At 70.2% G+C, this 23939-nt stretch carries 50 protein-coding genes; all 50 read right to left on the bottom strand.

All coding sequences use genetic code 11. The features are described 5' to 3' along the window. Positions 1-10: 10 nt before the first annotated feature. Positions 11-478 carry a hypothetical protein gene (locus A6A27_RS35610; RefSeq protein ID WP_073839047.1) on the bottom strand — a complete coding sequence of 156 codons (468 nt, stop codon included), beginning with the start codon at positions 476-478 and terminating at the stop codon, positions 11-13. Further along, positions 478-1296, bottom strand: coding sequence for a hypothetical protein (locus A6A27_RS35605; RefSeq protein ID WP_073839046.1), 819 nt, complete (start codon positions 1294-1296; stop codon positions 478-480). Before A6A27_RS35605 ends, A6A27_RS35610 begins: the two co-directional genes overlap by 1 nt. Before the next feature lie 3 nt (positions 1297-1299). Beyond that, positions 1300-1533 carry a hypothetical protein gene (locus A6A27_RS35600; protein WP_073839045.1) on the bottom strand — a complete coding sequence of 78 codons (234 nt, stop codon included), beginning with the start codon at positions 1531-1533 and terminating at the stop codon, positions 1300-1302. 44 nt (positions 1534-1577) lie between these two features. Then, complete coding sequence (locus A6A27_RS35595) at positions 1578-1790, bottom strand: hypothetical protein (protein WP_073839044.1); 213 nt, start codon at positions 1788-1790, stop codon at positions 1578-1580. A 57-nt stretch (positions 1791-1847) separates the two neighbouring features. Continuing rightward, positions 1848-3101 carry a phage major capsid protein gene (locus A6A27_RS35590; protein WP_073839043.1) on the bottom strand — a complete coding sequence of 418 codons (1254 nt, stop codon included), beginning with the start codon at positions 3099-3101 and terminating at the stop codon, positions 1848-1850. A 4-nt stretch (positions 3102-3105) separates the two neighbouring features. After that, positions 3106-3852, bottom strand: a complete 747-nt coding sequence (locus A6A27_RS35585; RefSeq protein WP_198940590.1) for an HK97 family phage prohead protease — start codon at positions 3850-3852, stop codon at positions 3106-3108. Beyond that, positions 3852-4046, bottom strand: coding sequence for a hypothetical protein (locus A6A27_RS35580; RefSeq protein WP_073839041.1), 195 nt, complete (start codon positions 4044-4046; stop codon positions 3852-3854). Before A6A27_RS35580 ends, A6A27_RS35585 begins: the two co-directional genes overlap by 1 nt. Further along, positions 4043-5425, bottom strand: a complete 1383-nt coding sequence (locus A6A27_RS35575) for a phage portal protein (RefSeq protein WP_241825610.1) — start codon at positions 5423-5425, stop codon at positions 4043-4045. The genes A6A27_RS35580 and A6A27_RS35575 overlap by 4 nt, the downstream gene beginning before the upstream one ends. Before the next feature lie 4 nt (positions 5426-5429). After that, positions 5430-5702: a hypothetical protein gene (locus A6A27_RS35570; RefSeq protein WP_073839039.1), complete on the bottom strand. Its 273-nt coding sequence runs from the start codon at positions 5700-5702 to the stop codon at positions 5430-5432. A 15-nt stretch (positions 5703-5717) separates the two neighbouring features. After that, positions 5718-7208: a terminase gene (locus A6A27_RS35565; protein WP_143194342.1), complete on the bottom strand. Its 1491-nt coding sequence runs from the start codon at positions 7206-7208 to the stop codon at positions 5718-5720. Further along, positions 7156-7644, bottom strand: a complete 489-nt coding sequence (locus A6A27_RS35560) for a hypothetical protein (RefSeq protein ID WP_241825609.1) — start codon at positions 7642-7644, stop codon at positions 7156-7158. Before A6A27_RS35560 ends, A6A27_RS35565 begins: the two co-directional genes overlap by 53 nt. Before the next feature lie 2 nt (positions 7645-7646). Beyond that, positions 7647-8021: an HNH endonuclease gene (locus A6A27_RS44630; RefSeq protein WP_158074123.1), complete on the bottom strand. Its 375-nt coding sequence runs from the start codon at positions 8019-8021 to the stop codon at positions 7647-7649. A gap of 791 nt (positions 8022-8812) precedes the next feature. Continuing rightward, on the bottom strand, positions 8813-8965 hold the full coding sequence (locus A6A27_RS44625; protein WP_158074122.1) for a hypothetical protein: 153 nt from the start codon (positions 8963-8965) through the stop codon (positions 8813-8815). A 264-nt stretch (positions 8966-9229) separates the two neighbouring features. Continuing rightward, positions 9230-9481 (bottom strand): hypothetical protein, encoded by a 252-nt coding sequence (locus A6A27_RS35550; protein ID WP_143194341.1) that lies wholly within the window; start codon positions 9479-9481, stop codon positions 9230-9232. Further along, the gene (locus tag A6A27_RS46975) at positions 9478-9609 is read right to left on the bottom strand and encodes a hypothetical protein (protein ID WP_274534619.1); all 132 of its coding nucleotides are present in this window, start codon (positions 9607-9609) and stop codon (positions 9478-9480) included. Before A6A27_RS46975 ends, A6A27_RS35550 begins: the two co-directional genes overlap by 4 nt. Then, a complete protein-coding gene (locus A6A27_RS35545) occupies positions 9606-10022 on the bottom strand; it encodes a hypothetical protein (RefSeq protein WP_073839036.1) in 417 nt (138 codons plus the stop codon). Before A6A27_RS35545 ends, A6A27_RS46975 begins: the two co-directional genes overlap by 4 nt. Then, positions 10019-10252: a hypothetical protein gene (locus tag A6A27_RS35540; RefSeq protein ID WP_073839035.1), complete on the bottom strand. Its 234-nt coding sequence runs from the start codon at positions 10250-10252 to the stop codon at positions 10019-10021. The genes A6A27_RS35545 and A6A27_RS35540 overlap by 4 nt, the downstream gene beginning before the upstream one ends. 31 nt (positions 10253-10283) lie before the next feature. Continuing rightward, positions 10284-10637, bottom strand: a complete 354-nt coding sequence (locus tag A6A27_RS35535) for a hypothetical protein (RefSeq protein WP_073839034.1) — start codon at positions 10635-10637, stop codon at positions 10284-10286. A gap of 21 nt (positions 10638-10658) precedes the next feature. After that, positions 10659-11327: a hypothetical protein gene (locus tag A6A27_RS35530; RefSeq protein ID WP_073839033.1), complete on the bottom strand. Its 669-nt coding sequence runs from the start codon at positions 11325-11327 to the stop codon at positions 10659-10661. Beyond that, positions 11327-11680, bottom strand: a complete 354-nt coding sequence (locus tag A6A27_RS35525) for a hypothetical protein (RefSeq protein ID WP_073839032.1) — start codon at positions 11678-11680, stop codon at positions 11327-11329. The genes A6A27_RS35530 and A6A27_RS35525 overlap by 1 nt, the downstream gene beginning before the upstream one ends. Next, positions 11677-11961 (bottom strand): hypothetical protein, encoded by a 285-nt coding sequence (locus tag A6A27_RS35520; RefSeq protein ID WP_073839031.1) that lies wholly within the window; start codon positions 11959-11961, stop codon positions 11677-11679. The genes A6A27_RS35525 and A6A27_RS35520 overlap by 4 nt, the downstream gene beginning before the upstream one ends. Further along, on the bottom strand, positions 11958-12485 hold the full coding sequence (locus tag A6A27_RS35515) for a hypothetical protein (protein WP_143194340.1): 528 nt from the start codon (positions 12483-12485) through the stop codon (positions 11958-11960). Before A6A27_RS35515 ends, A6A27_RS35520 begins: the two co-directional genes overlap by 4 nt. Next, positions 12478-12771: a hypothetical protein gene (locus A6A27_RS35510; protein ID WP_073839029.1), complete on the bottom strand. Its 294-nt coding sequence runs from the start codon at positions 12769-12771 to the stop codon at positions 12478-12480. The genes A6A27_RS35515 and A6A27_RS35510 overlap by 8 nt, the downstream gene beginning before the upstream one ends. Continuing rightward, the gene (locus A6A27_RS35505) at positions 12768-13043 is read right to left on the bottom strand and encodes a hypothetical protein (RefSeq protein WP_073839028.1); all 276 of its coding nucleotides are present in this window, start codon (positions 13041-13043) and stop codon (positions 12768-12770) included. Before A6A27_RS35505 ends, A6A27_RS35510 begins: the two co-directional genes overlap by 4 nt. Further along, positions 13040-13360, bottom strand: a complete 321-nt coding sequence (locus tag A6A27_RS35500) for a hypothetical protein (protein ID WP_073839027.1) — start codon at positions 13358-13360, stop codon at positions 13040-13042. Before A6A27_RS35500 ends, A6A27_RS35505 begins: the two co-directional genes overlap by 4 nt. Continuing rightward, a complete protein-coding gene (locus A6A27_RS35495) occupies positions 13360-13854 on the bottom strand; it encodes a hypothetical protein (protein ID WP_073839026.1) in 495 nt (164 codons plus the stop codon). The genes A6A27_RS35500 and A6A27_RS35495 overlap by 1 nt, the downstream gene beginning before the upstream one ends. Continuing rightward, positions 13851-14672, bottom strand: a complete 822-nt coding sequence (locus tag A6A27_RS35490; protein ID WP_143194339.1) for a helix-turn-helix domain-containing protein — start codon at positions 14670-14672, stop codon at positions 13851-13853. Before A6A27_RS35490 ends, A6A27_RS35495 begins: the two co-directional genes overlap by 4 nt. 202 nt (positions 14673-14874) lie before the next feature. Next, positions 14875-15564, bottom strand: coding sequence for a hypothetical protein (locus A6A27_RS35485; RefSeq protein WP_073839025.1), 690 nt, complete (start codon positions 15562-15564; stop codon positions 14875-14877). 127 nt (positions 15565-15691) lie between these two features. Then, positions 15692-15961: a hypothetical protein gene (locus tag A6A27_RS35480; protein ID WP_073839024.1), complete on the bottom strand. Its 270-nt coding sequence runs from the start codon at positions 15959-15961 to the stop codon at positions 15692-15694. Then, on the bottom strand, positions 15958-16149 hold the full coding sequence (locus A6A27_RS43780; RefSeq protein WP_143194338.1) for a hypothetical protein: 192 nt from the start codon (positions 16147-16149) through the stop codon (positions 15958-15960). The genes A6A27_RS35480 and A6A27_RS43780 overlap by 4 nt, the downstream gene beginning before the upstream one ends. Next, on the bottom strand, positions 16149-16436 hold the full coding sequence (locus A6A27_RS35475) for a hypothetical protein (RefSeq protein ID WP_073839023.1): 288 nt from the start codon (positions 16434-16436) through the stop codon (positions 16149-16151). The genes A6A27_RS43780 and A6A27_RS35475 overlap by 1 nt, the downstream gene beginning before the upstream one ends. Further along, a complete protein-coding gene (locus A6A27_RS35470; RefSeq protein ID WP_073839022.1) occupies positions 16436-16672 on the bottom strand; it encodes a hypothetical protein in 237 nt (78 codons plus the stop codon). Before A6A27_RS35470 ends, A6A27_RS35475 begins: the two co-directional genes overlap by 1 nt. Further along, positions 16669-17022 (bottom strand): hypothetical protein, encoded by a 354-nt coding sequence (locus tag A6A27_RS35465; protein ID WP_073839021.1) that lies wholly within the window; start codon positions 17020-17022, stop codon positions 16669-16671. Before A6A27_RS35465 ends, A6A27_RS35470 begins: the two co-directional genes overlap by 4 nt. Continuing rightward, positions 17019-17399, bottom strand: coding sequence for an HNH endonuclease (locus A6A27_RS35460; RefSeq protein WP_073839020.1), 381 nt, complete (start codon positions 17397-17399; stop codon positions 17019-17021). The genes A6A27_RS35465 and A6A27_RS35460 overlap by 4 nt, the downstream gene beginning before the upstream one ends. Next, positions 17381-17662, bottom strand: coding sequence for a hypothetical protein (locus A6A27_RS43775; RefSeq protein ID WP_073839019.1), 282 nt, complete (start codon positions 17660-17662; stop codon positions 17381-17383). Before A6A27_RS43775 ends, A6A27_RS35460 begins: the two co-directional genes overlap by 19 nt. Then, positions 17659-18144: a hypothetical protein gene (locus A6A27_RS35450; RefSeq protein ID WP_073839018.1), complete on the bottom strand. Its 486-nt coding sequence runs from the start codon at positions 18142-18144 to the stop codon at positions 17659-17661. The genes A6A27_RS43775 and A6A27_RS35450 overlap by 4 nt, the downstream gene beginning before the upstream one ends. Further along, complete coding sequence (locus A6A27_RS35445; RefSeq protein WP_241825608.1) at positions 18141-18920, bottom strand: phosphoadenosine phosphosulfate reductase; 780 nt, start codon at positions 18918-18920, stop codon at positions 18141-18143. Before A6A27_RS35445 ends, A6A27_RS35450 begins: the two co-directional genes overlap by 4 nt. 72 nt (positions 18921-18992) lie before the next feature. After that, a complete protein-coding gene (locus A6A27_RS35440; protein WP_073839017.1) occupies positions 18993-19313 on the bottom strand; it encodes a hypothetical protein in 321 nt (106 codons plus the stop codon). Then, positions 19310-19750, bottom strand: coding sequence for a hypothetical protein (locus tag A6A27_RS35435; protein WP_073839016.1), 441 nt, complete (start codon positions 19748-19750; stop codon positions 19310-19312). Before A6A27_RS35435 ends, A6A27_RS35440 begins: the two co-directional genes overlap by 4 nt. Before the next feature lie 106 nt (positions 19751-19856). Continuing rightward, positions 19857-20075 (bottom strand): hypothetical protein, encoded by a 219-nt coding sequence (locus A6A27_RS35430; RefSeq protein WP_073839015.1) that lies wholly within the window; start codon positions 20073-20075, stop codon positions 19857-19859. Next, complete coding sequence (locus A6A27_RS35425) at positions 20069-20344, bottom strand: WhiB family transcriptional regulator (protein ID WP_073839014.1); 276 nt, start codon at positions 20342-20344, stop codon at positions 20069-20071. Before A6A27_RS35425 ends, A6A27_RS35430 begins: the two co-directional genes overlap by 7 nt. Next, positions 20323-20520 (bottom strand): hypothetical protein, encoded by a 198-nt coding sequence (locus A6A27_RS46540; protein ID WP_073839013.1) that lies wholly within the window; start codon positions 20518-20520, stop codon positions 20323-20325. The genes A6A27_RS35425 and A6A27_RS46540 overlap by 22 nt, the downstream gene beginning before the upstream one ends. After that, positions 20517-21497 carry a DUF5131 family protein gene (locus A6A27_RS35415; RefSeq protein ID WP_073839012.1) on the bottom strand — a complete coding sequence of 327 codons (981 nt, stop codon included), beginning with the start codon at positions 21495-21497 and terminating at the stop codon, positions 20517-20519. Before A6A27_RS35415 ends, A6A27_RS46540 begins: the two co-directional genes overlap by 4 nt. Beyond that, positions 21494-22015, bottom strand: coding sequence for an HNH endonuclease signature motif containing protein (locus A6A27_RS45375; protein ID WP_198940589.1), 522 nt, complete (start codon positions 22013-22015; stop codon positions 21494-21496). Before A6A27_RS45375 ends, A6A27_RS35415 begins: the two co-directional genes overlap by 4 nt. Next, positions 22012-22188 carry a hypothetical protein gene (locus A6A27_RS44620; RefSeq protein WP_158074121.1) on the bottom strand — a complete coding sequence of 59 codons (177 nt, stop codon included), beginning with the start codon at positions 22186-22188 and terminating at the stop codon, positions 22012-22014. The genes A6A27_RS45375 and A6A27_RS44620 overlap by 4 nt, the downstream gene beginning before the upstream one ends. After that, positions 22185-22397 (bottom strand): hypothetical protein, encoded by a 213-nt coding sequence (locus A6A27_RS35405; RefSeq protein ID WP_073839011.1) that lies wholly within the window; start codon positions 22395-22397, stop codon positions 22185-22187. The genes A6A27_RS44620 and A6A27_RS35405 overlap by 4 nt, the downstream gene beginning before the upstream one ends. Beyond that, on the bottom strand, positions 22394-22648 hold the full coding sequence (locus tag A6A27_RS35400) for a hypothetical protein (protein ID WP_073839010.1): 255 nt from the start codon (positions 22646-22648) through the stop codon (positions 22394-22396). Before A6A27_RS35400 ends, A6A27_RS35405 begins: the two co-directional genes overlap by 4 nt. Further along, positions 22648-22977 carry a hypothetical protein gene (locus A6A27_RS35395; RefSeq protein ID WP_073839009.1) on the bottom strand — a complete coding sequence of 110 codons (330 nt, stop codon included), beginning with the start codon at positions 22975-22977 and terminating at the stop codon, positions 22648-22650. The genes A6A27_RS35400 and A6A27_RS35395 overlap by 1 nt, the downstream gene beginning before the upstream one ends. Further along, entirely contained in the window at positions 22974-23258 is a 285-nt protein-coding gene (locus A6A27_RS35390) for a hypothetical protein (protein WP_073839008.1), read from the bottom strand. Before A6A27_RS35390 ends, A6A27_RS35395 begins: the two co-directional genes overlap by 4 nt. Before the next feature lie 83 nt (positions 23259-23341). After that, positions 23342-23939: DUF7666 domain-containing protein (locus A6A27_RS35385; protein ID WP_073839007.1), on the bottom strand; the 598-nt coding region annotated here is incomplete at its 5' end.

The raw sequence follows: 23939 nt of genomic DNA, 5'->3' as shown, positions 1-23939 counted from the left end.
AACGCCCCTCCTAGAAGCGGTTCTCGCAGCGGACCACGAACTTGATTGAGCAGACCCGGCCGCGGCCGGCTTCGTCCGGCGTTGCCGTCTGATCCATGCGCATCCCGGTGACGAGCGCGGCGCCGGACTGCAGCGCATCGCCGAGGGTCCGATCGGCGCGGATCTTCGTCACGAACGCGTCGTAGATGGCGAACGCTTGGTCCCGGGCCGTCTTCGCCGCTTCCTCGCCGCCGCCCGCGCTGGCCGCGATCTCGCACGGGATGTCGTAGTACTCCCGTTCCATCTGCGCGCCGAGCTGGGCATGCACCACGTCATTCGGGGTGTCGCCGTCGTCGTACGGCACGATGCCGATCGCGAACGCCGGATCGGCGACGCCGACCGGGAACCCGTCCGACACGGTGCCCTCGGGCAGTCCGGGCAGGGCACGCGCAGTAACTACGAGGTAGTCGATGGCGGCGGGGATGCTTGAGGTCGCCATCACGCCACCAACGGGCCGAGCGCCGACGGCTGTAGCCGCTGCATGACCGTGTTCGGGATGAAGAATCCGAGCCGGATCTCACCGCCGCCGCGGTCCTCGGCGCCCTGGTTGAACACTGATCCGCTGCCACCCGTCTGCGGGCGCCAGTTGAGTCGGATCAGCTCCTTCGTCCCATCGATCACGGCGGCACCCGCCGCGACCCGGCCAACGACGTACGTCACGGCGATGTTGTTGTCGCCCCACGGCCAGCCCCAGCCGCAGGTGAGCACGCCGGAGGGGCTCGCCGTGTACTCCGACGCGTCGAGGAGCACGCCGTCTACGGTCACGCTGGCCACCGACAGAATGGGCCGCTTCCGCAGCACCAGCACGACGTCACCACGGCCGCTGTGGGTTTCTTCGACGCTGCGGCGGGCGACGGGCCCAACGATCGACTCGACGACCTCGCTGGCGGAGAGGATGAACCCGCGCAGCTCCTCGTCGTGGGTGGTGTTCGCCAGGTCGATGTTGAGGTGTTTCTTGGTCTCGGTGAGGCCGACGATCGCCGGCCATGACGCGTCGGCGACGTTCACCACGTCCGGGTACGCCTGGTCGGGGACGCCGCCGGTGAAGGTCCACCGGACCAGATGCCGGCCGTACTGGGTGGGCACGTACGGGTGCTGGTAGAGGCCGGCAGACACCGGCGGGTTCGCCGGCGTCTGCGCCTCCACGGTGCCGTCGGGGCGGGTCACGCTCAGCGTCGCGTTCGTCGCGTTCGCCAGAACACCCGCCGCGTCGCGACACGTGGCGCTGAGAATGATCGTGTCCCCGACGTCGTACATGGGCTACTTGTCCTCGGGCTTGGTAGTCGCCTTGTCGGCCGGCTTCGCCGTGGCCTTCGTACCGGCCTGCCGGCGGCTCTTGCCGTCGACCAGATCCCGGTAGGCGTCCAGGTCACCGTCGGCGACCTGATCGCCGACGGCATACGCGAGGAACGCGCTGCGCGGGTCGTCTTCGCGCACCAGATGCCCGTCGGCCGTTCGGCAGACCCGCAGCTCTGCCTTCGTTGCGCCTGCCATCGGCGTACCCTCCTGATCCCTGAGTGTCTTGACTTCGAGAGCCATCAGGTCTGCGAGCCGACGGTCACCCACGTCGACGTGGTCGTGCCGTTCGTGGCCGTGCAGATGTAGAGCACGCCCGCCGAGGTGTTGATGGCCAGCGACCCGACGGCGCACTGGCCGGCGAAGTCGTTCGCGGCGAGCGCGCCGGCCTTCGTGAACGCCTGCACCGGAACGCCGTTGCCCGGCATGACCTGCCCGCCCGTGATGATCGGCATGATCAGTCCTCTCCTAAACCAAGGCGAGGGCCCCGAAGGGCCCTCGCCTCAGCCGTCTCAGATGCCGGTGACGGTGCAGACCGCGGCCGGCCGGTACACGATGAACGCGGCCCGCATGTCGGCGCGGACCGCCTGCTTGCCCTCGATGAAGTACGTGCCGTGCGAGTTGCTCACCTGCACGACCACACCCCGGCGCACCGACAGCTCCGTGAACGTGGTGTCGAGCGTCAGACCCGTGTTCTGGGTCTGCGCGTCGGACTGGGCGACCGGCAGGCCCCACAGCCGCTCCGGGCCCGCCTCCGACGGGTTACCCCAGATGTAGACGCCGTCGGCGGTGCGGAGCAGCCGGATGTCCATCCAGTCGTTCGGGTGCATGATGTGCAGGTCGGGGATCGCCCGACCGGTCACCCGCACCAGCGTCATCGCCTTGTAGAAGGCGTCCGGGGTCGGGTCGGTGCCCTTCGCCTGCGTCTGGATGCCGACGACGTTGTTGAGACCGCGCAGGTTCGGCGCGGTGCCGTTGCCGACCAGCAGCTGCCCGTCGAGGCGCTGCCGCACCATGAACCGCAGCCGGTTGTCGAGGTAGCCGCGGACCTGGTCCACGTCCTCCAGCTGCTCGTCGGTGACCGGGATGAACGTGGCGATCTTCCGGACCGGGCTGGACTGCTCGGTGAGCGCCAGCGCCGACTCGGCGTAGGTCCCCGCCTCGGCCGCCTCCGCCGCGGCGTTGGTGAACGTCGTCTCCTCCATGTAGACGACGGCCGCCTGGCCGGTGTTGGTGGTAGGGATGTAGTCGAGGATCTGGATCGGCCGGGTGGCGAAGTCGACGACCCGACCAGTGCGGGTGGTCTCCGGCAGCCAGCCCGCGCTGGTCTGCATGAGGGTCTTCAGATCCAGGTCGAGGGTCGCCTCCGGGCCGTTCTGTCCGGCCCGGGCGGTGAACGCCTTCGACTTGAGGAACAGCTCACCGAACGACTCCGGCACCTCGGAGTACCCGGGGTCGCCCGGCCGGCCCTTGCGGGCGTCCGGCTCCGAGCCCGCCTCCTGCCCGCCGGTGGTCTTGCGCCGGGCCGCGGCCTTCGCCACCTGGCGGAAGCCCTCGACCTCCTTGCCGATTTCGTCGATCTCGGCGTTCTTCGCCCGGATCCACTCGACCTTGGCCTGGGTGTCGCCGTCCAGCGACTTCACCAGCTTCATGTCGTAGGTCGGGCCGGCCTCGTCGAGGACGGCGAACAGCTCCTTGTTCTTCGCGTCGAGCCGCTCCTGCGCCTCCTTCAGCGCGGGGAACTCGACTTCCAGGGTGTCGCTCATGGCGTCACGCTCTCCTTGCTCGTGCGATGGCCCGCAGCAGTTCGCTGGCGGCCTGGTCGGCCAGGGCCTCGTCGGGGTTGGGGTCCGGGTCGTCGCTCTTGAGGGCTGCGTACGCCTCGCGTAGCCGCTCCAACTCGCCGCCGAGGCGGTCGAGCGCGTCGGCGTTGACCCGGGACAGGGACTTGCCCTTTTCAGCGCGGAGAGCGCCCACTCTGCTTGCGCTTGTGATCGCGCTGTCGACCACGCCCATGGCCTCCAGCGCCGTCTCTATTTCGTGCAGCAGCAGCCCGCCTTCGGACTTCGCCGCCAGGGTGCGGGTGCCGATCCCGGCGCCCGCAAGCACGGGGGACACCTCGCCGGAGCCCAGCTGCTCGAGGAACCGCACCTGCTGGCCCTCGAACTCGCCGAACGACTGCTTCAGCGGGTGCACCGAGTAGGACCACTCCTGAAGGTCGCCCATGGCCTTGACGGTGCGGAATGTGTCCGCGCCGTGCTGGGTGTCCATGAAGAACTGGCCTTGCAGGATGGCTTCGGTGTTGGTGGTGCGGACGGTGCCCTTGCCGACCGGCAGGGCACCCATCCAGGACCGGTGCCCGTACGCGGAGATCTTCCACGGGGCCCCGTCCTGAAACGCTCCGGGGAGGGTGACGTCCTTGTCGGAGTCGATGACGTTGAACGTGGAGAACACCGCCTCGACGGTGCCCTTGTCGGCGTCCTTGATCTCGACTCCGCGCAGCGCCTTGACCTGCATCACGCCACCCCTCCGGTGAGTGCGTCGAGCCGGGCCATCGCCGGCGCGAGCGCGTCGAGGATGGCAGCGCCGAGGGCGCACATCCATCCGCCGTTGCGCTTGACCATGGGTTCCTGGCAGCAGTGGCACTGCGGAACCCCGTCGACCACGTTGACCGGCACCGCGTAGCCGATCTTCTTTACCTCGATCGTCACGCCGTGCCTCCTCCGCTCGACGGGTTGCCGCCCTGACCGCTTCCGAGCGGTTGTAGTTGCACGCTGAACAGACCGCTGTGATGGCCGACCAGTCGGGCCAGGTCATCGGTGCGCAGATAGTCGACTGCCGCGTCCGGGTCCCATCCGGCGTCGATCAACGCCCGCAGCGCCGTCGCCCGGGTCTGCTGGATCTGCGCGATGTCCTTCGCGTCCTCGCGGACGAACGCCGTCTCCCGCGTGTCCACCAGCAGCTCGGCAGTCGGCCGGGGCCGCGGGAACAGAGTTTCCAGGCTCGCCCCGGCCTCGTTCCACAGGTGCCGCAGCGTTCCGTCCGCGACGTTGCGCCGGGCCGCCGAGTAGTTGCCCGCGTTCAGCGACGACCCGGACAGACCCTCGGACAGGCCCACCACGACCGGGTGCACGCCCGCCGCTGCTGCGATCCGCGTCTCACCGCCGCCTTGAACCTGCTTGAAGTCGAGGTTCTTCAGGTCGACGCCGCGCATCGTCACGTCCGCGCCGCCGCCGAAGAACAACGTCTTGTAGGCGTTGCGTGGGCCCTCGTGCTGCGCTTTGAACAGCTGGACGAACTCGGCGAACTGCTCGGGAGTGACGTCCTTGTCGAGGCTCACCACCGTCGACAGGGCGGCGCCGTTCTCGAAGAACTTCTGCTTGTGTTCGGTGGCCGCGAGGTCCGCGCCGATCTCCCGCAGCACCGGAGTCAGCCACGACATGCCGCGGAACCGGGCGGCCGGGTCCGGGATCGGCGAATAGTGGCACACCTCGTCGGGCATCAGCAGCACCGGCTTGGTGCGAACCCCGCCGACACCTGACGACGGCGGCTCGAAGATCAGCCCCACCACCCGGGCGTCGATCGCGTACGGGTCTCCGCTGGCCGAGTCGATGACCAGCGTCACCCAGTCGGGCCGCAGCCGCGTCAACCGTCGGCCCGGACCCCGCGCGTCCCGCCCGTACCGGCCTTCGTCGTCGCAGACCGTCCAGTACGAGTTACCCGCGTAGGTGGCGTCAACTTCCATCCACGCGAGCAGGTTCGCCAGCGTCCCGGTCGGCCACGGCCGGCGCAGCAGTGCGAGGTCCGGCGAGTCGTAGTGCGCGCCCAGCTGCCCGTCCACGCGGTCCCGCCACAGGAACTGGGCGTCGGCGAACACCCGCAGCCGGGCGTAGCAGCAGGAGAAGACGACCGCGTTGGCCTTGCCCGCCCGCTGGACGTAGCCCTCGAACTCGTGCTCGATGCCCTCACGGTCGGGCGCCGTCACACCCAGCAGGGCGCTGCGTAGCTGGTCGAGCCGCCAGAACGGCGGTTCGGACCACTGCTTGCGGTCCCCGCCCGGCCGGCTCATCGCCCGATGCCGGGCGGTCACCCGATCAAGCGTCGACATCGCCCTGCCTCATCGCCTCGCCAACCGCAGCCTGCCGGGCCTGCCGGGCGTCGTCCCACCCGACCTTGACCGCCGCCGCACACCACGTGACCGCCAGCCACAGGGCGGCGAACAGCGCGAACGCCAGCCGCCCCACGCCGACCAGGATCGCCGCGAGCAGCCCCAGCAGCACCCGGCCGGGCGTCCACTGCCGCGCCTTGGCGGTGATCCGGTCCACCCGTTCGGCCCTGGTCACGTCCGTGTACTCCAGCACCGTCACCGGGGCCTCCTTGTCTCAGGCGAATGCCGCCATCGGTGTTGGCCGGCTGGGCCGGTGCACACGCTTGGTCGAGTGGCCGAACAGCGCCAGGGACAGGGCGGGCAGCGTGGTGACGTCGACGGCCAGGTCCCGGCGTTGCCACGCCCACGAACCGCCCACGTCCCGCTTCACCGCGCCTTCAACGGCGTCGTCGACCTCTTTCTGGCCGATGTGCCACACGTCCCGCGCATCCTCGTCAGGGCCGGCAACCCCGTCGTAGAACAGCTGGCAGCCGGTCACCACATCGCTAGGAGTGGCGCGGTGCACCGTCAGGCCGGCGGCTTCCGCCTCGTCGGCCAGGGCCTTGTCGTCGATGACGAGCACGGACGGCTGATGCCGCTCAAGTTCCTTCAGCCGCGCCACGACCCACTTGACGCCGGGGCGGTAGTCGAGGACACCGTCACGTCCGGTCACCTCGATGTGCCTGCCGCCGAGCGTGGATACGCCGGCGGCGCCGATCGCCGTGTACGACCTGTCGGGCGGCACGTACACCCCGAACGCGGGTCGCCCGTCGCGCTTGGAATCCGGGTTGCACCGGGCCGTCCACGCGGCCTCGGAGATGACCTGCCACTTCGGCACGCCCTCGCCCGCCCACGGAAGCCACATGCCCAGCCGTTCAGGGGCGAAGCCTTCCTTCAGCCGGGACAGCTCGTTCTCGCAGAACTCCTCGCTGATCCGGATGCCCAGCCCCGGGTTGGCCCGGTACCAGAGGTCCCGATCGGCGTACTCCTTCAGCCGGTCCTTCAGCGGGACGGCCGGGTCAATCTCACCCAACCCCCAGTCGAAGTACGCCAGCCGGTCCTTCCCGGCTTCCCCGTCCTTGCGGATGCCGTACACCCATGCAGCCGGATCCTCAGGCGGGGTGCCGAAGTACCAGATCTGCGGGTTCCCGTGCATCGACTTGGCGCTCATCGTCGAGAACAGCGCCTTCATCTGAAGCAGGGTCAGTTCCTGCGCCTCGTCGAGAATGATGCAGTCACCGGAGAACCCTCGGCCGGAGCCGCGGCTGCGGGCGATGAACTTCAACCGCTGGCCGGTGGTCAGCTCAATGCCCTGCTCGCCGGAGCCTTCCCAGTACCGCTTCACCAGCCGGTTGAAGTCCGGGGCGGCCTGGATCAACTCCCGGATGCGCAGGAACCCTTCCTGCGCGGTCTTGTACTCGTGTGCGCTCCAGAGAATCTTCTTCTCGCCGAAGAGGAACAGGCCAGCCAACACGCGGGCCTCGATGACGGCGCCCTTGCCGTTCTGGCGTGGCACCCAGCAGGACACCTCGAGCGCCGACCACTTCCCGTCCGGCCGCTCGCCCAGGCCGTGCTCCAGCACGTACCGCTGCCACGGGTCCAGCACCAGCCCCGCCGCCTCCGCCAGGTCCGCCACATCGGGGCCAGAGCTGTAAGGGGCGGTCGGGTAGGTGCTAACCCGCGGGGTTTGCGAGCCTCTGCGCACGTCGAGCAGCGAGCTGGTCAAGGATGCTGCCTCCCGTCGCGGGCTTCGCGGCGCCGCCACCCGCTCGCAGTTCCCCGGCGAGCTGCTTCAGCGCCAACTGCTGCTGGCGGGACTCCGACAGGATCTTGTCGACGACCACGGTGATCTCGCCGGTCTCGTCGTCGAGCTCCAACGTCAGCCACGCCCGGTCCCGGCCGTTAAGGATCGCGTCGAGCCGATCCAGCCGGTCGACCAGCCGGCAAGCTTCCTCGAGGACGTTCCGGCGGACGCCGGTCAGACCGTCGCCGCCCTCTTCCTCCCACAGCCGCCGGCCGCGGGGACCAAGCCGACGGTCCGCCGGACGCGTTACGACCGGGGTAACGGCGTCATCGCACCGTCTCGGGTCACACAGCGAGTGGTCACCGGCCTTGTGCTTGCGGTGCCGGCGCTGCCGCTCGGCGTTCGTAGCGTCGGCCATGGTCACACCACCAACTGGAGCTGAACCGTGCCGCCCGTACGCCGGCGCACGTTGCAATCCCAGTGCGCCAGAGCCAGGTTCGCCGGGTCGTTAGTGCCGCCGTCGGCAACGGGGATCAGGTGGTCTCGGCTGGCCGACCGCGGGTGCGGGTAGCGCAACGTCCGGCTGACCCGCCGCCGACAGAGGTGGCACCGCCACCGGTCCCGCTCGGCGAGCTCCCGGATCGACATGATTCGAGTACCGCCCGCCCGGCGCTTCAGGTTCTTCCGCTGGTAGTGCTCCAACCGGCGGACGCCCGCGCAGTTCGGGCAGTAGATCCGCGGCCAGGTGACCGTCGTCGTCTTGCAGTCGCCGCAGGGGCGGCTGGGCCGCGCCATGGTGCCGAGCTTGGAGCGGCGGGACACCACGCCGCACTTACGGGAGCACGTGAGCTGCTGCCGATCGCGGTGGCTGTTCGGATGGAACTGCTCGCCGCAGACCTCACACGTTCGCGTGGTCCGTTGCCGCCGGCACGGCTGGCACATTCGCTCGCCGGCCGGGAGGGACGTCGTCCCGCTCCAAAGCAGGGTGCCGCAGCCGCCAGCGCACGGGGTATCGGGTTTCCTCGCCATGGTCATCTCCCGGATATGCGGGGGCCCCGAGCCGGGAGACTCGGGGCCGCCTTCCCTCGGGGATCAGCCGAGGGCGTCTATCGGTTGTGCGGGTGCCGTGCGCGTAACGGAGGGCCGGTCAAGATCCTCCGCACACAGAAAGCCTGACGGAAAGGCGATGGGTCAGGGCTCGCCACGTTGCGTGACGACCCTGCCCCCCTACCTCCACCCACCGTCACCACTGCTGCGAGTTGGTCGCGCGAGTTGGTTGGTGTGTGCGAGTGCGAAGGCGACGACGCTGGAGTCCAAGGCGTTGACCAGCACGACGGTTGCAGGTGGCATGGGCCAGGCGTCGGGTGCCACCACCGCCCAGGGCGAGGGGCGGGTAGTGGTCGTAGTCCAGTGCCATGCTGGCGTCCATGTCGTGTGTGCAGAACGGGCAGGGCGCGACGCCTGTGCGGCGTAGCTCGGCTAGTGCCTTGGCCCTGGCCTGCTGGTGTTCCCACCCGTAGCCGCGACCGGTGGTGGTGGGGCGGGCCATGTGATCCACCCCCTCGTTCGATCAGCCCCGGGGTTCGTCAGGGCCGGATGACTTCGCCGTCGGGTGAGCCTGCGATGTTGGGCATGACAGCCTGCATCGCCTCGTAGGTCGGGTTGGGGAAGTCGAAGACCACCACGTCCACGGTGATCCCGCGCAACCCGGCTGTCGAACGGACCGAGCGGAACTTCACGCAGCCCTGACCGTTCTCGACCCGGATCGCTTCCTCGCCGTTGGCGCGGCGGACCTTCTCGCCAGGAAGGGCGCCCGGCAGCCGTGTAGCGGTTCATCGACCCTCCTGTGCTGCGTGTGGGGCGGGCCGGCACCAGCCAGGTCGTCCCGCCCCGTGACGCGTCCCGGTCCCTGGACGCACAACAGCCCGGCGGGATCTGAGTGATCAACCGTCCGGGCTGTTTCAGGGCAGACTTCGCCTACCCCTCGCTTGGAGAATAGTGGATCAGGTGGCGGCAGCGCCAGCCAGGCGGGGTGCTCCGCGTGTCTCGTCCCGCTTGCCCCGGTCGATCGCAGCAGCTTCGGGCAGCGGCGAGTGGTCCACGCCGTCGATGCGGACGGTGGTGAGGGCGTCGGCGGGGTTCTTCCACTCCTTCGGGTCACGCCACTTGTAGACGGTCCAGATGGTGACGCCGAGTCGGTCGGCGAGTTCGGCGGCGGTCAGCCATTCCTCGTTGTCGCGCAGGTTCCAGATCACGGACGCCACCGACCTCGTAGGGCATCCCACAGCAGCCAGGCCAGAGCGCCGACGAGGGCTACCGCGACGGCGGTGAGCGTCCATCCGACGGCGGCGGTGCCGTACTCCACACCCCTAACCCAGATCACCCGGACTCCACGGTGTAGTGGTCCTCGCGTAGCGACACGTCGGCCCGCTCGGCGGCAAGCTGGCTGGTGCGGCACGGCCACTCCGGGTGCTCCCAGTCGCAGCCTTCGGCGTCGCAGCCCGCGCACCGCCAACGCCGGACGTCGTTTCCGTGAACGATGTCCGGCTCGGGTCGGTGAAGCTCCACCATCTCGCGGGCGAGCCCGTCCGTTGCGGCGAGCAAAGCGCGGTACGCGGGTGGCCGTCGGGCGTCTGTGGTTCCGTCGACGCTCCAGCCCGAGCCGTATGCGCCGGAGTGGAACCGTTGGATCAGGCCGGTGTCCTCTTCCAGCACCCGCGTGCCGTACGGCGGGTGGTGTGGCCGCGTCGTCGACGTGCAGCGGATCGGGTCGGGCTGGTCGGCTGGTGTGGTCACGGCTCAACGTCCATGAACACGGCACCGGCAGCGTGAGCGGAGTCGTGCAAACCCTCAGCCGCTTCCCGGGGAGCAAACATCTCACTGCTGGCCGGCCCCATGTCGCGGGCGACCTGCTCGGCCTGCTCAGCCGTGATCGCCCACATCTGGCTAGTGACGCCGCCCTCGGTCTGCTTCACCACGGACAGCACGTAGAACGCGTCGGCTGGTTCGTTGGCTGGTGTGTTCACGGGTCCATCCTCCCAGGTCGAACGGTCGCGGCTACCATCCTCGGGCGTCGAGGTAGTCGACGTGCTTCCCGATCTGCTCGGCGTAGGCGATCTCCCGCCGGGTGCTATCTCCGATGTAGCCGCCCGGGTTGACCACGATCACCTCGTCGGCCATGTCGATCTTCCGTAGGTGCAGCTCGTCCAGCGCCTCCTTGCTCGCCTCGGACAGCTCGATGCCGTCAGCGTGGCCGAACACGCCAGGGGCGAGCACGATGTGGCCGCCCAGGGTGAGGGATCGGTTGACGCGCTCGAAGTCGTCCTTGAAGCGGGTGGAGCCGCAGAGCACGACGACTCGCGTCCGGGACGGGGTGTCGAGCTGGTGGGTGTGTGGGTTCAGGTAGCCCATGGTGATCTCCTTCGGGTCGGGTCAGTTGGTGGTGCCGGTCGGCGCGTTCCCCGCAACCACACCGACGGCGGCGAACGCGGTGTGGTCCCAGATGTGCGCCACACCCGCCTCGCGCGTCGGCATTCCGCAGCGGCAGCCGTCGCCGACGCAGACGCAGCCGGCGCCGCAGACGACGGTGCGTTCCGCCTCCGGCCCGCAGGTCGCGACGTACAGCACCCCACGGGCGCGGCATCCCGGGCACTCCCCGGCGAGGGGCTGCTGGTCGGGTGGCATCTGCAACCGGCGGCGTGCCTGCCCGTCGAGGTGGGTGAGGGCTTGGGTGGTGCGGGCGGCGATGTGGGGGCGCATGTGCGGGATGTGTAGGCGGATGCGGGCGAGCGGATCCTGGCCGTTCGCGCCGGGCACATGTGCGGCCATCTCGTCGAGCTGGCGCATCAGATCACCGAGCAGCTGGGCGTCGGGGTTGGGGCCGCCGGGCGCCCACGCCCCGAGTGCGAGGGCTGCGGTGGGGTCGCCGTGCCCGCCGAGGGCGGTGCGGCGGCCGAACACCTGCGACGGGATCGCCACATCGTCGATGCGGGAGCCGTCGACCGCGCCGTCCGCTGCCGCCTTGGCGCTCGCCTCCAACGCGGTCAGAGCGCGGCGGAGGCTGTCGGCGGCGGCCAGGGCGTGAAGGATGTGCGGGTGCATCAGGCGGGCTCCTCGTTGTGCTCGACCCATTCGCTGCCGTCGTCGCCGCGATGCCATCCGGCGTGGCCTGCGGTGAGGCAGCAGACCTGCCGGATGTGGCTGGCGATCAGCGAGAGGTTGGGGGCGATGTCGCCGCACCGGCCGTTGGTGGTAAGCCGGCCGGCGTCAGCGAGGTGGGCCAGCACGGCACGCAGGCCCTCTCGGTCGCAGCAGTCCTCGGTGTTCAGCTCCGAGTTGCAACCGGCGAGCGCCGAGTGCTGACCCGAGTGCTGACCCAGGTGCAGAGTCCACGCCTTGGCGAACGTTTCGTGTAGCTGGTCGACGTCGGCGTCGGTGTAGGCGGGCTGGGTCACGGGTTCCTCCGGGTGAGTCGGGCGGGCTCCTCGGTGCGGATGGCGATCTGGCGGGCGCGGGCCAGCGCATCGAGCAGTTCCCGCGTCGACCAGCGGCGATGCGGGATCCCCTCGCCGAGCAGTGCACCGAGGCCGGCGCGAGCCCACTCGTTCGGCCAATGCCCGGCGACGTGCGGATTGGCGACGGCGCGGGTAGCGGCGATCCATTCGTCGAGGTCGGCGACGGTCAGCGGTGCGTCGGTCTGCTGCGGGGCGAAGAGGTCAAGCTGTTCGGTGGTCATCGGGCTCTCCGGGTGAGTCGGTGCCACCAACGGCGGCGCGGCGGGGCGATCGGCTCCATGTGGACCCAGATGTCCGGGTCGACCAGCACGCGCGGGCTCTCGGTTGCCACAGCGGCAAGGAAGCGATCCCGGGCCGCGCGCATGTCCGTGACCATCCGCTCCCTGATCGCTGCGAGCTGGTCGGGCGTCAACTGGTTGTGCGGGACCACGGTGCACCCGTTGCGGCAGGTGATCCCGTCGGTGATCCAGCAGTGCGGGTTGAAGCATCCGGGGCAGTCGGCAGGGGTGCAGATCCACGGCTGGCCTGATGTGCAGCCCGGGGCGCGCCACGCCTGCCCGTCGGCGTCCCGCTCAGCCTGAGTACGCAACCGGCGCGCAGTCGGGTGCTCGCTGTGCACCGGGCAGCCGACCTGGGCGACACGCACGGGGCCGTTGACGCCGGGCAGCAGGGTGCAGTGGCCGCAGTCGTCGGCGATGTTGCCGTGCTCGTCGGCCTGAGTACGCAACCGACGAGACTCAGCCACGGTCCACCCGCTCGTAGGTCGCCTCGAACACGTCGGGGCGGCACGGGTAGTGCTCGCCCTGGATACCCCGGATGATCCAGTCGCCGGTGTAGACCAGCACCCAGGTGGAATGCAGCACGTCGAAGATTTGGGCGGTCGCCTCCGGATCATCACAGTTGGCCCTGTCCTGCTCGTCCATCACGGCGAAGTGGCCCGCCGCGAAGCGGTAGAGGTCGCCAGAGTTGTCGCCGGTCCACTGCATAGCTTGGATCTCGACGGGCTTTTTACGGAACGTCAGCGCGGTCATCGGTCGGTCTCCTCGGTGGTGGTGAGCCGGGCGGCGATGTCAGCGGCGGTACGCAGCCCGTGAGCCACATCCCGCTCGGCTTCCGTCGCGGTCGGGTCGGTGTACTGGGCGATGCGGGCGCGAATGTCGGCAGCGGCGGCGGCGCGTCCGGCAAGGTAGCCCTCCTGCCAGCCGTATCCGGCGGCGGCGCGCTCGCCGACCATGGTGACGGCGGCGAGGAAATCGGCGGGCGGCATGGGCGGCCGGTCGGTGATCGGGTCAGGCTGGCTCATGACGTCTCCTCGGTGGTGTCGGTGGTGGTGAGCTTGTCCAGGGCGGAGTTGAGGGCCGGCACCTTGGTGTCGATCGCCCGGTACTTCGCGGCGGCCAGGCGGAGCGCGTCCAGCTCGTCGGCGGTGAGGTCGAGCAGCGGCAGCAGATGCGCGGCAGGCTCCACAGCGTCGAGAGCGGCATGGACAGCACGCCACACGCGGCCGTTCTCGACGGCCGGCATGATGTCGCCGCTGGTGATCGGCGGGTACTGGCGGATGACGGCGTACACGGCGTCGTAGGCGGGCTGGCGGCGCGGGGCGGGCGGGGTGTGGGACATCAGGCGGACCCCCCGGCCTCGATGGCCAGCACGCGGCGCGCCTCAACCTCGCGACCGAGGTCGCCGGCCAGCAACTCCTCCTCGTACCGCTGCGCCACGTCGGACCAGACCCGCGCCCACTGCGGCCGAATCACCGACATAGGGGCGTCGAACGCCGTCGGTCCGCCCATCGCCCGGTACGCGCGGTAGGTCACCGCGTCGAGCTTCGACGCCCCCGCGCCCCGGTTCCCCGCGACCTGGGCGGCGTCCGCCAACCCCTCGGCTTCGCTGCGCGGCAGCAGCCCGGCCGCTTCGGCGATGCGTCGGCGGATGTCGACCGGCTGCACGTACCCGCCACGACTGCGGGCGAGGTGCCGCACGGCCGCCAACGCGTCATCAAGGGACACGTCATCCAGCGCCATGTGCCAGGCGTCCGGAGTGAACTGGTCGATCTTCATCGACGGCCAGATCTGCCGGATCACCCCGACCAGCTTCACCGCCTCCGTGGGCGTCATGCCTCGATCCCCTCTCGCGCCATAGCGCGTTCCATTGCTGCGTTCCAGTCGATGTCCTGGCCAGTGGTGCGGTTGGTGCGGTTGCCGCGCTGGGCGGCGAGGCGAAGCTGGTCGTACTTCTCGCGGAGCTTTGGCATCGAGAGGATGTTGGAGCGCCAGAAGTCGTCGTCCTGGCACCAGTCGATGGCCCGCGTGATCTGCTCGACGGTGCGGCCGTCGCGGTCGATGAGCCGCCGGGCGGCGTCCCGCCACGTCTTGGTGATCGTGGGGCGCTTGGAGCCGTTGCCCTCGATGCGGTCGGCGAGGTGACGGCAGACCTGCTCGACGTCGGCGCGGTCTGGGATCGCCACGTCCTTCCCTCGGGAAGGACGATCAGTAGAGATCTGATCCTGATCTGAATGATCTGTCTCTAGGTGGCCATCTCCCGGCCTAGGTAGGGCCAACTCCTGGCCTACCCCTGGGTCATCTACCGGCCCACCCTGGGCCATCTCCTGGCCTACCTGGGCCACGTCATGGCCTACCCCCGCACCGTCCGGCAGCGCCAGCCGGTAGCGGGTCCGCTCCCCGTGCCACTGCGCCTTGGCGTCCGGCCGGGTACGCACCAGCCACCCCGCCTCATCGAGCGCGGCAAGGTGCGCCTTGACGGTGCTCTTCGCCAGCCCCGTCTCACGGGCCAGCACGGTCAGCGACGGAGTGAAGCGCGCGGGGATCTCGGCGGTGCCGACCTCGGCCACGTCGGCGAGCGTCAGCATGATCAGGCGGGACGCCGAGGGCAGGTCCGACGCGCGGACGGCCTTCGTCACGTCCCAGCGGGTCACCAACCCGCACCGCCGGTGTGATGCGCGGCGCGTGACGGTTCCCAGGCGTTGCGTGCATGGATACGATGCACGGCAGCCGCCTCCTTTCCACAGAAGGAGAGTCGGTCAGTCCGGGCGGGTGTTGGCGCACCCGTTCCGGACGCCTCATTCTCCCATGATTCCGACACGTGTACCAACACGACACGTGCTCTGTTTCCGCTGGTCACGCCGCCTTTTTCTCCGTCTCGGGGTGGTCCTTCTTGGCGGCCCGGATTGCTCGCCGGGCGTGCGCGTTCGTCAGCCGAAGCCGGTAGCGGGCCTGCCCCTCGGACAGCCCTTCGGCGAGGAGCCTGCGCATGGCCTCGACCAAGTCGATGTCGGCAAGTCGGGACGATGGCAGTCGCCCGGCCATGGCCTCGGTGACGGCCCACTCGTCGACCGGCGCCGCGTCGGGGCCGGCGTCGTCCGGAACGCACGCCGGGTCGTCGATGTCCGCCCACGCCAGAGGGCCGTGCCAGCCCTTCGCCGCAGCCCGCCGCGCCGTGATCCGCGACGGGCCCGGCCGCTCGCACAGCTCCCGGTAGACGGCCTTCACCCGGGCAACCGTGGGCAGCTCCACCAGCCCGGCCGATGCCGCCAGGATCGCCACCGCCGACCCGGTGACACCCAGCCGCTCGCCGATGTCCGGCCACCGCCACCCGAGGACTGCCAGGGCACGCAGCCGGCGGCGGGTGCCGGTGCCGTCGACACGGCGGGCGATCGAGCGGCCCTCACGCCACCGCTTCACCCGGATGCGCTTGTGCTCCCGGGCGTGAGGGCAGCGGCAGCCGTACCGGTAGGCGGAGTCGGTGCCGTGGAACGTTGCGGCGCAGTCCGGGCTGATGCGGCCCCGGTCGCGGGCGATGCGGCTCATGTCTCCACCCTCCGAACGCGGCCAACAACACCGGTGGAGACCGTTCGTCCACCGGTGTTGTTGACAGCGGCTGCTAGCCGGTTGCCGGTGTCCCAGTGCTCTGGTGGCTGACCCACACACAGGGCCCTCACGACGCCTCCCGCTGCGCGGCGGGGGTCTTGACGCGAACAGCAGTGCGGGGCAGCCCGCCGTGGTCGACCATGTGCGCGGCCAGCCAGTCGGCGTGCTCGCGGCTCTCACAGGCCACCTCGACGAGGCCGCCGACGATGCAGGCGGGCTTCGTCTCGCGGATTCGGCCGCTGGTCGCCTCGTAGCGGCGGAACATGTTCCACCAGCGGACGCCCTGCCGAGTCGCCTCCACGACGCCCTCGTTGACCTCCACGACGTAGGCGGTCACGGCGCCGGCTCCGGCTCGATGCAGTCGTCGTGCACCAGCCCGAGCACCTTCCCAGTGGAGAACCGGTGCGGCTGCCCCTTGTAGATCCCCAGCTCGCAGATCTTGCAGTCGGAGACGTAGAGGGATGCCAGTTCGGCCTTTCCGCGGCCGAGGTTGTGCAGCCCCATCGACGGGCGAACGCGGGGCATCACACGCCTCCCGCCTGCCGAGTGGTGTCCGCCGCCGTGAGCGGGAACCACCCCTTCCGCTCCCGGTACGCGTTGACCGCCGTGAGGGAGTCGTCGGCGAGCCGGGCCGACACGGGCAGGGTGTCCGGCAGCGCCCCACCACAGCCCTTGCAGATGCGTGGCATCAGGCCGAGTGCCTGCCCGGTGGTGCGCATCGACAGCTTGTTGATGCGCCGCTGCTTGACGGTGACGCCCTTGGCGGTGGTGCCGCAGGGGCAGGGCCATTCGAGGATGATGGAGACAAGCATCAGGGCTCCTCTCGGCAGCAGGGGACACCCACCGGGGCGGGGCATCCGTGGAGGCACACCCCGCAGGACTGCTCGTTGCAGTGCTCGCCGGTGTCGTCGGTGGCGCACAGCTTCGGGTCGCAGCGGCAGCAGGCCGGCGACGGCTCCGGCACCGGCGGCGGGGGCGGCTTGTAGACGCCGAGGATCTGCCTGCGGAACGGGTCCCGCTTGCGGCGGTGCGCGGGCGTGCGGCTCACCGGGCACGCTCCACGGACAGCACCGGCACCGGCTCGGCCAGCACCAGCCAGTGCATCGGCAGGGCGCCCGGCGACGCGGCCAGCAACCGGGCATGCCGACGATCCGGACGCGGCAGCTCCCGGACGTAGTCCGTCCACCGCTGCGCCTCCACGTCCACCGTCACCCGGTACGCAGTGCGGTCGCAGCCGAGGGTGTGCGAGGTGAGGCCGAGCGCCAGCCGGTTGGGCGCGTCGAGGTCGGTCAGCCAGATCAGCCGCCGTCCGAGCAGCGGCTGAGGGAAGGCACGCAGCTCGCCGCATTCGGCGATGCCCTGCGCACCGTCCTCGCAGGTGAAGTGATAGAGGATCATGCCTCCACCTCCGGCGGATCGTCGGAGTACCGCCCGTCGGCGGTGAGGTACGTCCACCGGTCCCGCTGCACAAGCACTGCGGTTTGTGCAGGGTCGGCGGCCTGGACGACCAGCCAGCCCATCGACTGCGCGACGGCCCGGTGCGACTCGATCTGCTGGTGGCATGGCGGGCAGAGCAGCAGCAGATTGGACGGCAGGTTCGTGTCCGGCCGCTTGCTGCCCCCGGCGGCGCGGGGCCGGCGGTGGTGGATGTGGTGATCCACCCCGCGCCGGTCCCCAACCGCCTCAGCCGTGGGGCCGGTCGCCTTGTACCGGCGGGGCAACATCACCCGCTTGATCGCCTTACGGCGCGACGGCGTCAGGTCGCGTCGGAGCATGACTGCGCTCCCTTCGTCTTGTCGTGGCAGAGGCATTCACAGCGGGATGCCTTGCACTGGTGGTGTCGTCGGCCGAAGCACTTCGGGGCGAGCACCCGGCGCCGCGCCCGGACCGCCCGGCGGATCTCCGCCCGGTCCGGCTTCGGCGAGATCGGCCGCTGCCGGTTCCCGCACCACCCGCACTCCTCGGCAGGGCCCCGGTCGCCCTCGGGGTCGAGGACGACCGGGCCGCCGCAGATCGCACAGTCCGGGAGCACGGTCACCCGGGGTCTCCCGGCCGTACGGGTTCCGGCCAGTCAGCACCCAACTCGGCCTGGTCGACGGCCGTCGTGCGGTCCCGCTCCAGCGCCCGGGCCAGTCGGTCCTCGTGCGCGCACTTGAAGGAGTCGCGGAGTTGTTCGATCTCGTCGCAGAGGGCGGGAACGACGGTGCGGGCGGCGGCGATGAACTCGGCGTCGGCGACGCGCTCCCCGACGGCGGTGTCACCGTGGTGGGCGGGGACGTGCGCCACGATGGGGTCGCGCTTGTAGTCCTCGGAGAACAGCAGGCATCCGCGCCGGTCCGGGCCGCATGCCTCGCAGTTGCCGTGACGCTCAAGCGAGTGCTCGCCGGTGGTGTCCAGCCATTCCTCGTGTGGCTGCACCTTCGGTCCCGCCAGGACGGCCGAGTACGAGTTGTAGAACCACGGGCCCTCGGTGGCGGCGGCGGCGAGCTTGCGGATGGCGTCGATGTCGTTGGTGGTCACGTGAAGCACGCTCCGTTGTCACAAAGTGCGTCGTCGTCGCTGGCCACGTCGAAGATCGGCAGCATGGCTCCGGCTACCGGGATCGCATCGGCTAGCGGGCGGGCGAAGCGGGTCAGGTACACGTGGTCTTTGCCCAGCTCGTCACGGCGGGCGTTCAGCGTGTCTTCGAGGTGGCATGCCTTGGCGAACAGGTCCGGTTCGTCGCGGCGCATCTCCGCCCACCGCTGCGGCGTGTGGAACGGGCAGAACCAGCACGACGACTTTGGCGGTACGGGCAGCCCCGCCGAGCGGATGATGCCCTCGCAGTCCTGCCGACGCAGGGGCGGATCGTGGTCCAGCAGCGGGTACACCGGGACCTCGTACGGCATCGCCCGCCGGGCGTTGACCCGGTGGATCTCATCGAGGCTGATCCCGATGCCGACGGTGGCCTTGTTGGTGTCGCTGGCCCCATTCGCCGTGAGCCATCGGCCGATGTTCTTGATCTTGAAATCGACCGTGCACGACCGGGTGCCCGGTGCGCCGTTGTCCATCCGCACCGGGATCGGCAGCGACCGCGACCCGTCCCGCATGAGCCGCGAGTACAGGGTTTCGACCTGTCCGGCTGACCGGCCCCGCGTCGGGCGGCGATGCAGCTCGACCAGTTCGATCCCGTGCCGCGCGGCGTACGGGGCCGCGTACCGCTCGATGTAGTCGAGCGTGCCCGGGTGCTCGCTGTCGTGGCCGACGTTGGAGAACAGGAACGTGCGGAAGTCGATGCGGCCGGTCGCGGCCAGCACCAGGGGCAGCCGTCGACTGGACGCCGCCGCCGTACGAGAAGGTGCGGAGCGGGGCGTCGATGTCGTTGGTGGTCACCGAGACACCCCCGACGCCTCGTAGGCCGCCCGGAAGTCATCCGCGTGCATGATCTCGCCGGCCGGCTCGTCCAGCCCGAGGTACACGACGATCCACATGCCCGGGTCGACCTCCTGGTCGCCGTTCCAGGCGTAGAACTGGACCATGTTGTAGGCGTACTTCTCGTGCGGCCAGCCCTCATCGGGCTCGTTGCGCGGGCCGCAGTCCTCGCCCACGTTGTCGATCAGGAACCGCTCGACCTCGGGGAAGTTGTCGCCGGTCCACTGGATCGCGGCGACCTTCCACGGCCGGTGGGTGTAGACGTCCTGAGCGGTCATGCGGCACGCACCACGGGGAACGCACCGACCAGGTCCCGGCCTGCGGTTGACGTCCAGATGATGTCGTCGTCCTGCTGCTCGGCGGCGATCTCCCGCAGGAACCCGCCAGCAATCGCAGCCCGGTTGGTGGTGCCGTACCGGGCGCGCATCACCTCGGCGACGACCTGCTCCGCGTACAGCGGCAGCGACACCCGGGTGCCGGCGGGCGCCGGCGGGAGGATCAGGTCGGCGATGGCGTGCGGGCGCAGCCGGCGCGGCCCCTGGCGGTCGAGCAGCGGCCAGTCCCGGCGGGACGGGTGCAGCGTCGGCCGGTAGTCGGCGACGTCGTGCTGGTCCGCGGTACGGTCCCGGCCACCGAGGGCAACCAGCCCGACCGCTCCGGCGATCACACCCAGCCCCAGCAGGCCGGTAGCGATGTCACTCGGGTTGATGTTCATCAGTAGGTCTCCCACCAGTCCTTGCTGTCGTCGCTGTTCCAGTCGTCGCCGTGGTGGTCCTCCGGCACGCCGCAGCCGCATTCGCGGCACTCGTCGCAGTCGCACATCAGGGCTGCTCCTGGGTGTGTTCGGTGGCGAGCCACGCCTCTACCTCGTCGGCGAACGGCGTGGACTCGGGCAGGTCGGGGTGGTCGGGTTGCAGCAGCGCCAGCGCGGTGGCGGCGTGCTCGTCGAACGTGGGCTTCGGGTCGGGCCGGCCGCAGCCGTTGACGCAGCCGACGACGACCGCGACGACGACGAGCAAGACCAGGACGGCGGTCAGCACGACGCCTCCCGACGTGCCCGCCGCATCCCGCGCCGCTCAGCCTCCGAGGTGCCACCCCACACGCCGAACCGCTCATCGCGGGCGATGGCGTCCTCACGGCACTCCGTCCGGACCTCGCAGCGGGCGCAGATTCGCCGCGCCTGCCGCAGCGAACTGAGACCGGAGCCCTTCTCCGGAAAGAACAGGTCCGGGTCGGTCTGCCGGCACAGCGCCCGCTCGTGCCACTCGGGGACCTGCAGGAGGGCGGTCACTGCCGGCCTCCCATCCACTGGCCGAAGCAGCGGTGACACCACACCGGCTGAACGAAGACCAGCGCCTGGGCGAGGGTCATCGACCTGCCGTTGGCGTCCTGTCCGCATTCGGGCCGGCCGTCGGTGTCGAGGTGGGCGTCACCGGCCACCAGCAGCCGCGTGTTGTTGGGCAGGTCAGGGAAGCGGGTCTTCACGACGCCACCTCCGCCGGGTACTCGTCCCAGGTGCGGCCGTCCAGCTCGCGGCCAGCGCGCTTCTTGCCCACGCGCTCGATGACCTCGCGGTGTCCCAGTTCGTCTACCGGGTCGCCGACGAGACGCTCCCGCTTGGGGTCGAGCCACCCGATGGCGCGCCAGCCGTTGGGAGCCCACTCGCCCCACTGCTTGAAGAAGAAGGGCACGCCGGCGGTGGTGCACTGGTCGCGGAGCGAGCGGGCCCAGCCGGGGTGCATGGGTCGGCTGCCAGGGCCGGACTCGCCGCCGACCACCACCCAGTCGATCCCGCCGTCGAGGTTGAGCCAGTGCCCGTGCGACATCTCGCCGGTGAACCCGTCAGCGGCGCAGTACCCGCACCACTCCCGGCCGTCCGCGTCAGTGACGACCTCTCGGCGGTCGTGGTCGTCGCAGCGCGGTTGGTCGAGATCGACCGGCCCGAGCAGCGGCTCCATCGACAGCCAGCGGACGGCGGCCGGGGTGTCGAGCAGCGCCGGGATGCGGATGTCAGCCCACTGCTGGTTCTCGACCGAGACACCCAGCCACAGGTTCGGCAGCGGCCACTCGATGTCGGCACCGACGATCGACGCCACCGAGTCACGGAAGGTCGGGCGACGGAGGATCGACGCCATACGGGCGTGTCGCTTGGTGAGCAACTGGTAGGTGTGCTGCGGCGTGCGCGCCATCACGGAGAAGACCCGCTCGATGAACGACAGCGGCACCTGGTCGTGGAACAGGTCGGACATCGAGTTGACGAAGATCCGCCGGGGTCGCTTCCACTTCAGCGGGGCGTACAGCTTGTCCTCGCTACGGGTGACGACGGCGAAGCTGCCCTTGCCGTGGAACCGCTCGACGATCCGCTCGGCGTAGCAGTGGTCGCAGCCGGGGCTCACCTTCGTGCATCCGGTAACCGGGTTCCAGGTGGCCTCGGTCCACTCGATTGCGGTGTTGTCGCTCATCTCGTTGCCTCCACTCCGGTCGGGGTGACCGTGGCGTGCTCGGCGGCGAGCTTCGCCGCGCTGCGCCGCGCCCGGTATCGGGCCTGACGGTCCCGCTTGCACTGGCGGCACTCGCGGTGTCCGGCGGAGGTCTGGATCAGGTTCTCGCCGGCGAACGGGTGTCCGTTGTCGCAGTGCGTCCGCTCGGCGTACCGAGCGGTCAGCGTCTCCCCGCGAAGCGTGTTCTCCTGCGGAGTTACCGGCTCCAGGTGGTCAGGCCGTACACACGCCCGGTTCCGGCACAGGTGGTCGAGCTGCATACCCTCCGGGATCGGGCCGACGAACAGCTCGTAGGAGAACCGGTGGGCCACTACGTCCAGCCCATAGACCTTGAGTCGGCCGTATCCGTTGTTGATGCGAGTCCCGGCCCACTCCAGGCAGTCGGTTCCCGGTGCGACGCGCACCTTGGCGAAGAAGCGAGTCTTGACGGTGCTCTTGCGGAATCCTTGGGTCCGCCGGATCGTCGAGTTGGCACTCACACCGCTACCGCCTTCCGCCAGATGGTGATCTCCGACTGCCGGTCGAACGTCTGGTGCTCGGGTGTGCACCACGCGCCGTCCACGTCGAACACCTCGGCGGTCTTCCCGCAGTACTGGCAGCGGCGGTCGGTGCGGGGCGGGTTGGGAAGCTGGGGAGGATTCGGCCACGTCATCGCGGCTCACCGCCCTCGGGCTTGCGGAGTTTCCCGCAGTAGCAGGCACCAACCCGGGCGGCGTCGCTACGGCACACGGCGTCCTGCGGCGACCATGGGTTGCGCTTGTACTTCAGCGCCCACATCACGAGTTCCGACCAGCACTGGCCGGGCAGCTTGTCCAGCAGGCCAGCGACGCGCCAGCGGGCACGTTCGGCGAGGTTCTTCACGCCGCACCTCCGGCGAGTTCGGCGAGGGACAGGTGACGGGCGTCCAGCTGGGCGTCGACGATGGCCCGGAACTCGGCGCACAGCGGGTGCCGGGAAGCGGCGGGCCGCTCGAGGGCGGCAGCGGCGGCCAACACTTCGGCGTCGGTGTCCGCTTCGCGGCGGGCGCGGTAGCCGGCGAGGATTCGGGCGGTGCCGTCGTCGTGGCGGACCGGCGGCAGCGGTGCGGTGCCGGTGGCGAACTCCCCGGCCATCACGACGCACCGCCCTCGGGCACGACCGCGTCGGCGTACGACATCAGGGCGTTGTGGGCGGCCATGCGCTCTGCGGTCACGGCGTGCACGGCGACCTCGATGGGCCCGAACATCCGCTTGGTCTTCGTGTGGCCGCCGCTCCGCGTGACCTCGGTGCCCAGCAGCCCGGCGGCGTGCTCGACCATCGCGGACGCTGCCGCGTCGTCGGCGGCGATGACGCTGCACGACACCAACCAGCGCGGGAAACCGTCGGCCGGCATGGTCGGGTTGTTCTTGTAGAAGTCGGCCAGGGCGAGCAGGCCGGCGATCAGCTCGTCGCGGGCGCTCACCGGGCACCGCCGGCCAGCTCGGTCCGGTACAGGTCGGCGAGGACGGCGAACACCGCGTCGTCGTCGTTCATCCGCGCGTACTCGTGGACCCGGTTGGCGTACTCGCGGCCCATCGACTCGACGTCGCCGTCGGCGTCGATGACGGCCAGGTGGTTGCCGAGCACGTCGTAGGCGACCTTGCCCAGCTCACCGGTGACGGACCAGCGGTCGGAGCCGTCGGCGGGGTGGGGCTGCTTGTCGAGCTTCACGTGCAGCGGCTGCGGTACGGTGCTGTCGGACATCTGGACTCCTTGCTTGACGGTGGGTGGGTCCGGGTGTTAGGGGCCCTCAGCCGATCTGCGGTCAGCTGAGGGCTTCGCTGCTGTCAGGGTTTGGCGGCCAGCTCGCGGCCGAATGCGTCGACCTCCCGCAGCACCCGGCAGCCCGGGGCCTTGGCCTTCGGCGTGCCGCCGTCGATCGGCCGCAACGTCGCCACGTCGACCTCCACCGCCAGCCAGCGGGTCGCGCTGGACGCGTACTGCGAGGCCATGTGCGGGGTCGGCGAGAAGTGCAGTCCGCCACCGCAGTCCGCGTTGTCAGCCCAGTCGTCGCAGGTGACGGTCTCGCCGATCGCGTAGACAGTGGGCTTGCCGTAGTCCTGGCCGGCGGTCAGGTCGTCACCGAGGGCCTTGTAGAGGACGGCCTTGCCGTCGGTGACGGGGATGCCGTGGTGGTCGCACCAGACGGCGGCTGTCGACAGGTCAAGCTGGGTGATGTCGATGACGACGCCGCCGGTGACGGTGGCCTGCCCGGAGTGGAGGTGGACGGCGACGTGACTGCCAGCGGTGACCGTGGCGTCGTGGTGGGCGTGCACGCTGCTGGTGCCGGACGCCCGGACGGTGGCCGAGCCGGACGCCCGGACGGTGGCCGAGCCGGACGCCTCGACGGTGGCCGAGCCGGACGCCTCGACGGTGGCCGAGCCG

The sequence above is a fragment of the Micromonospora sp. CB01531 genome, assembly GCF_001905095.1.
Taxonomy (GTDB): Bacteria; Actinomycetota; Actinomycetes; order Mycobacteriales; family Micromonosporaceae; genus Micromonospora.
Note: the sequence above shows the minus strand (reverse complement) of the source record. Positions and strands in the feature narration are given on the sequence as shown.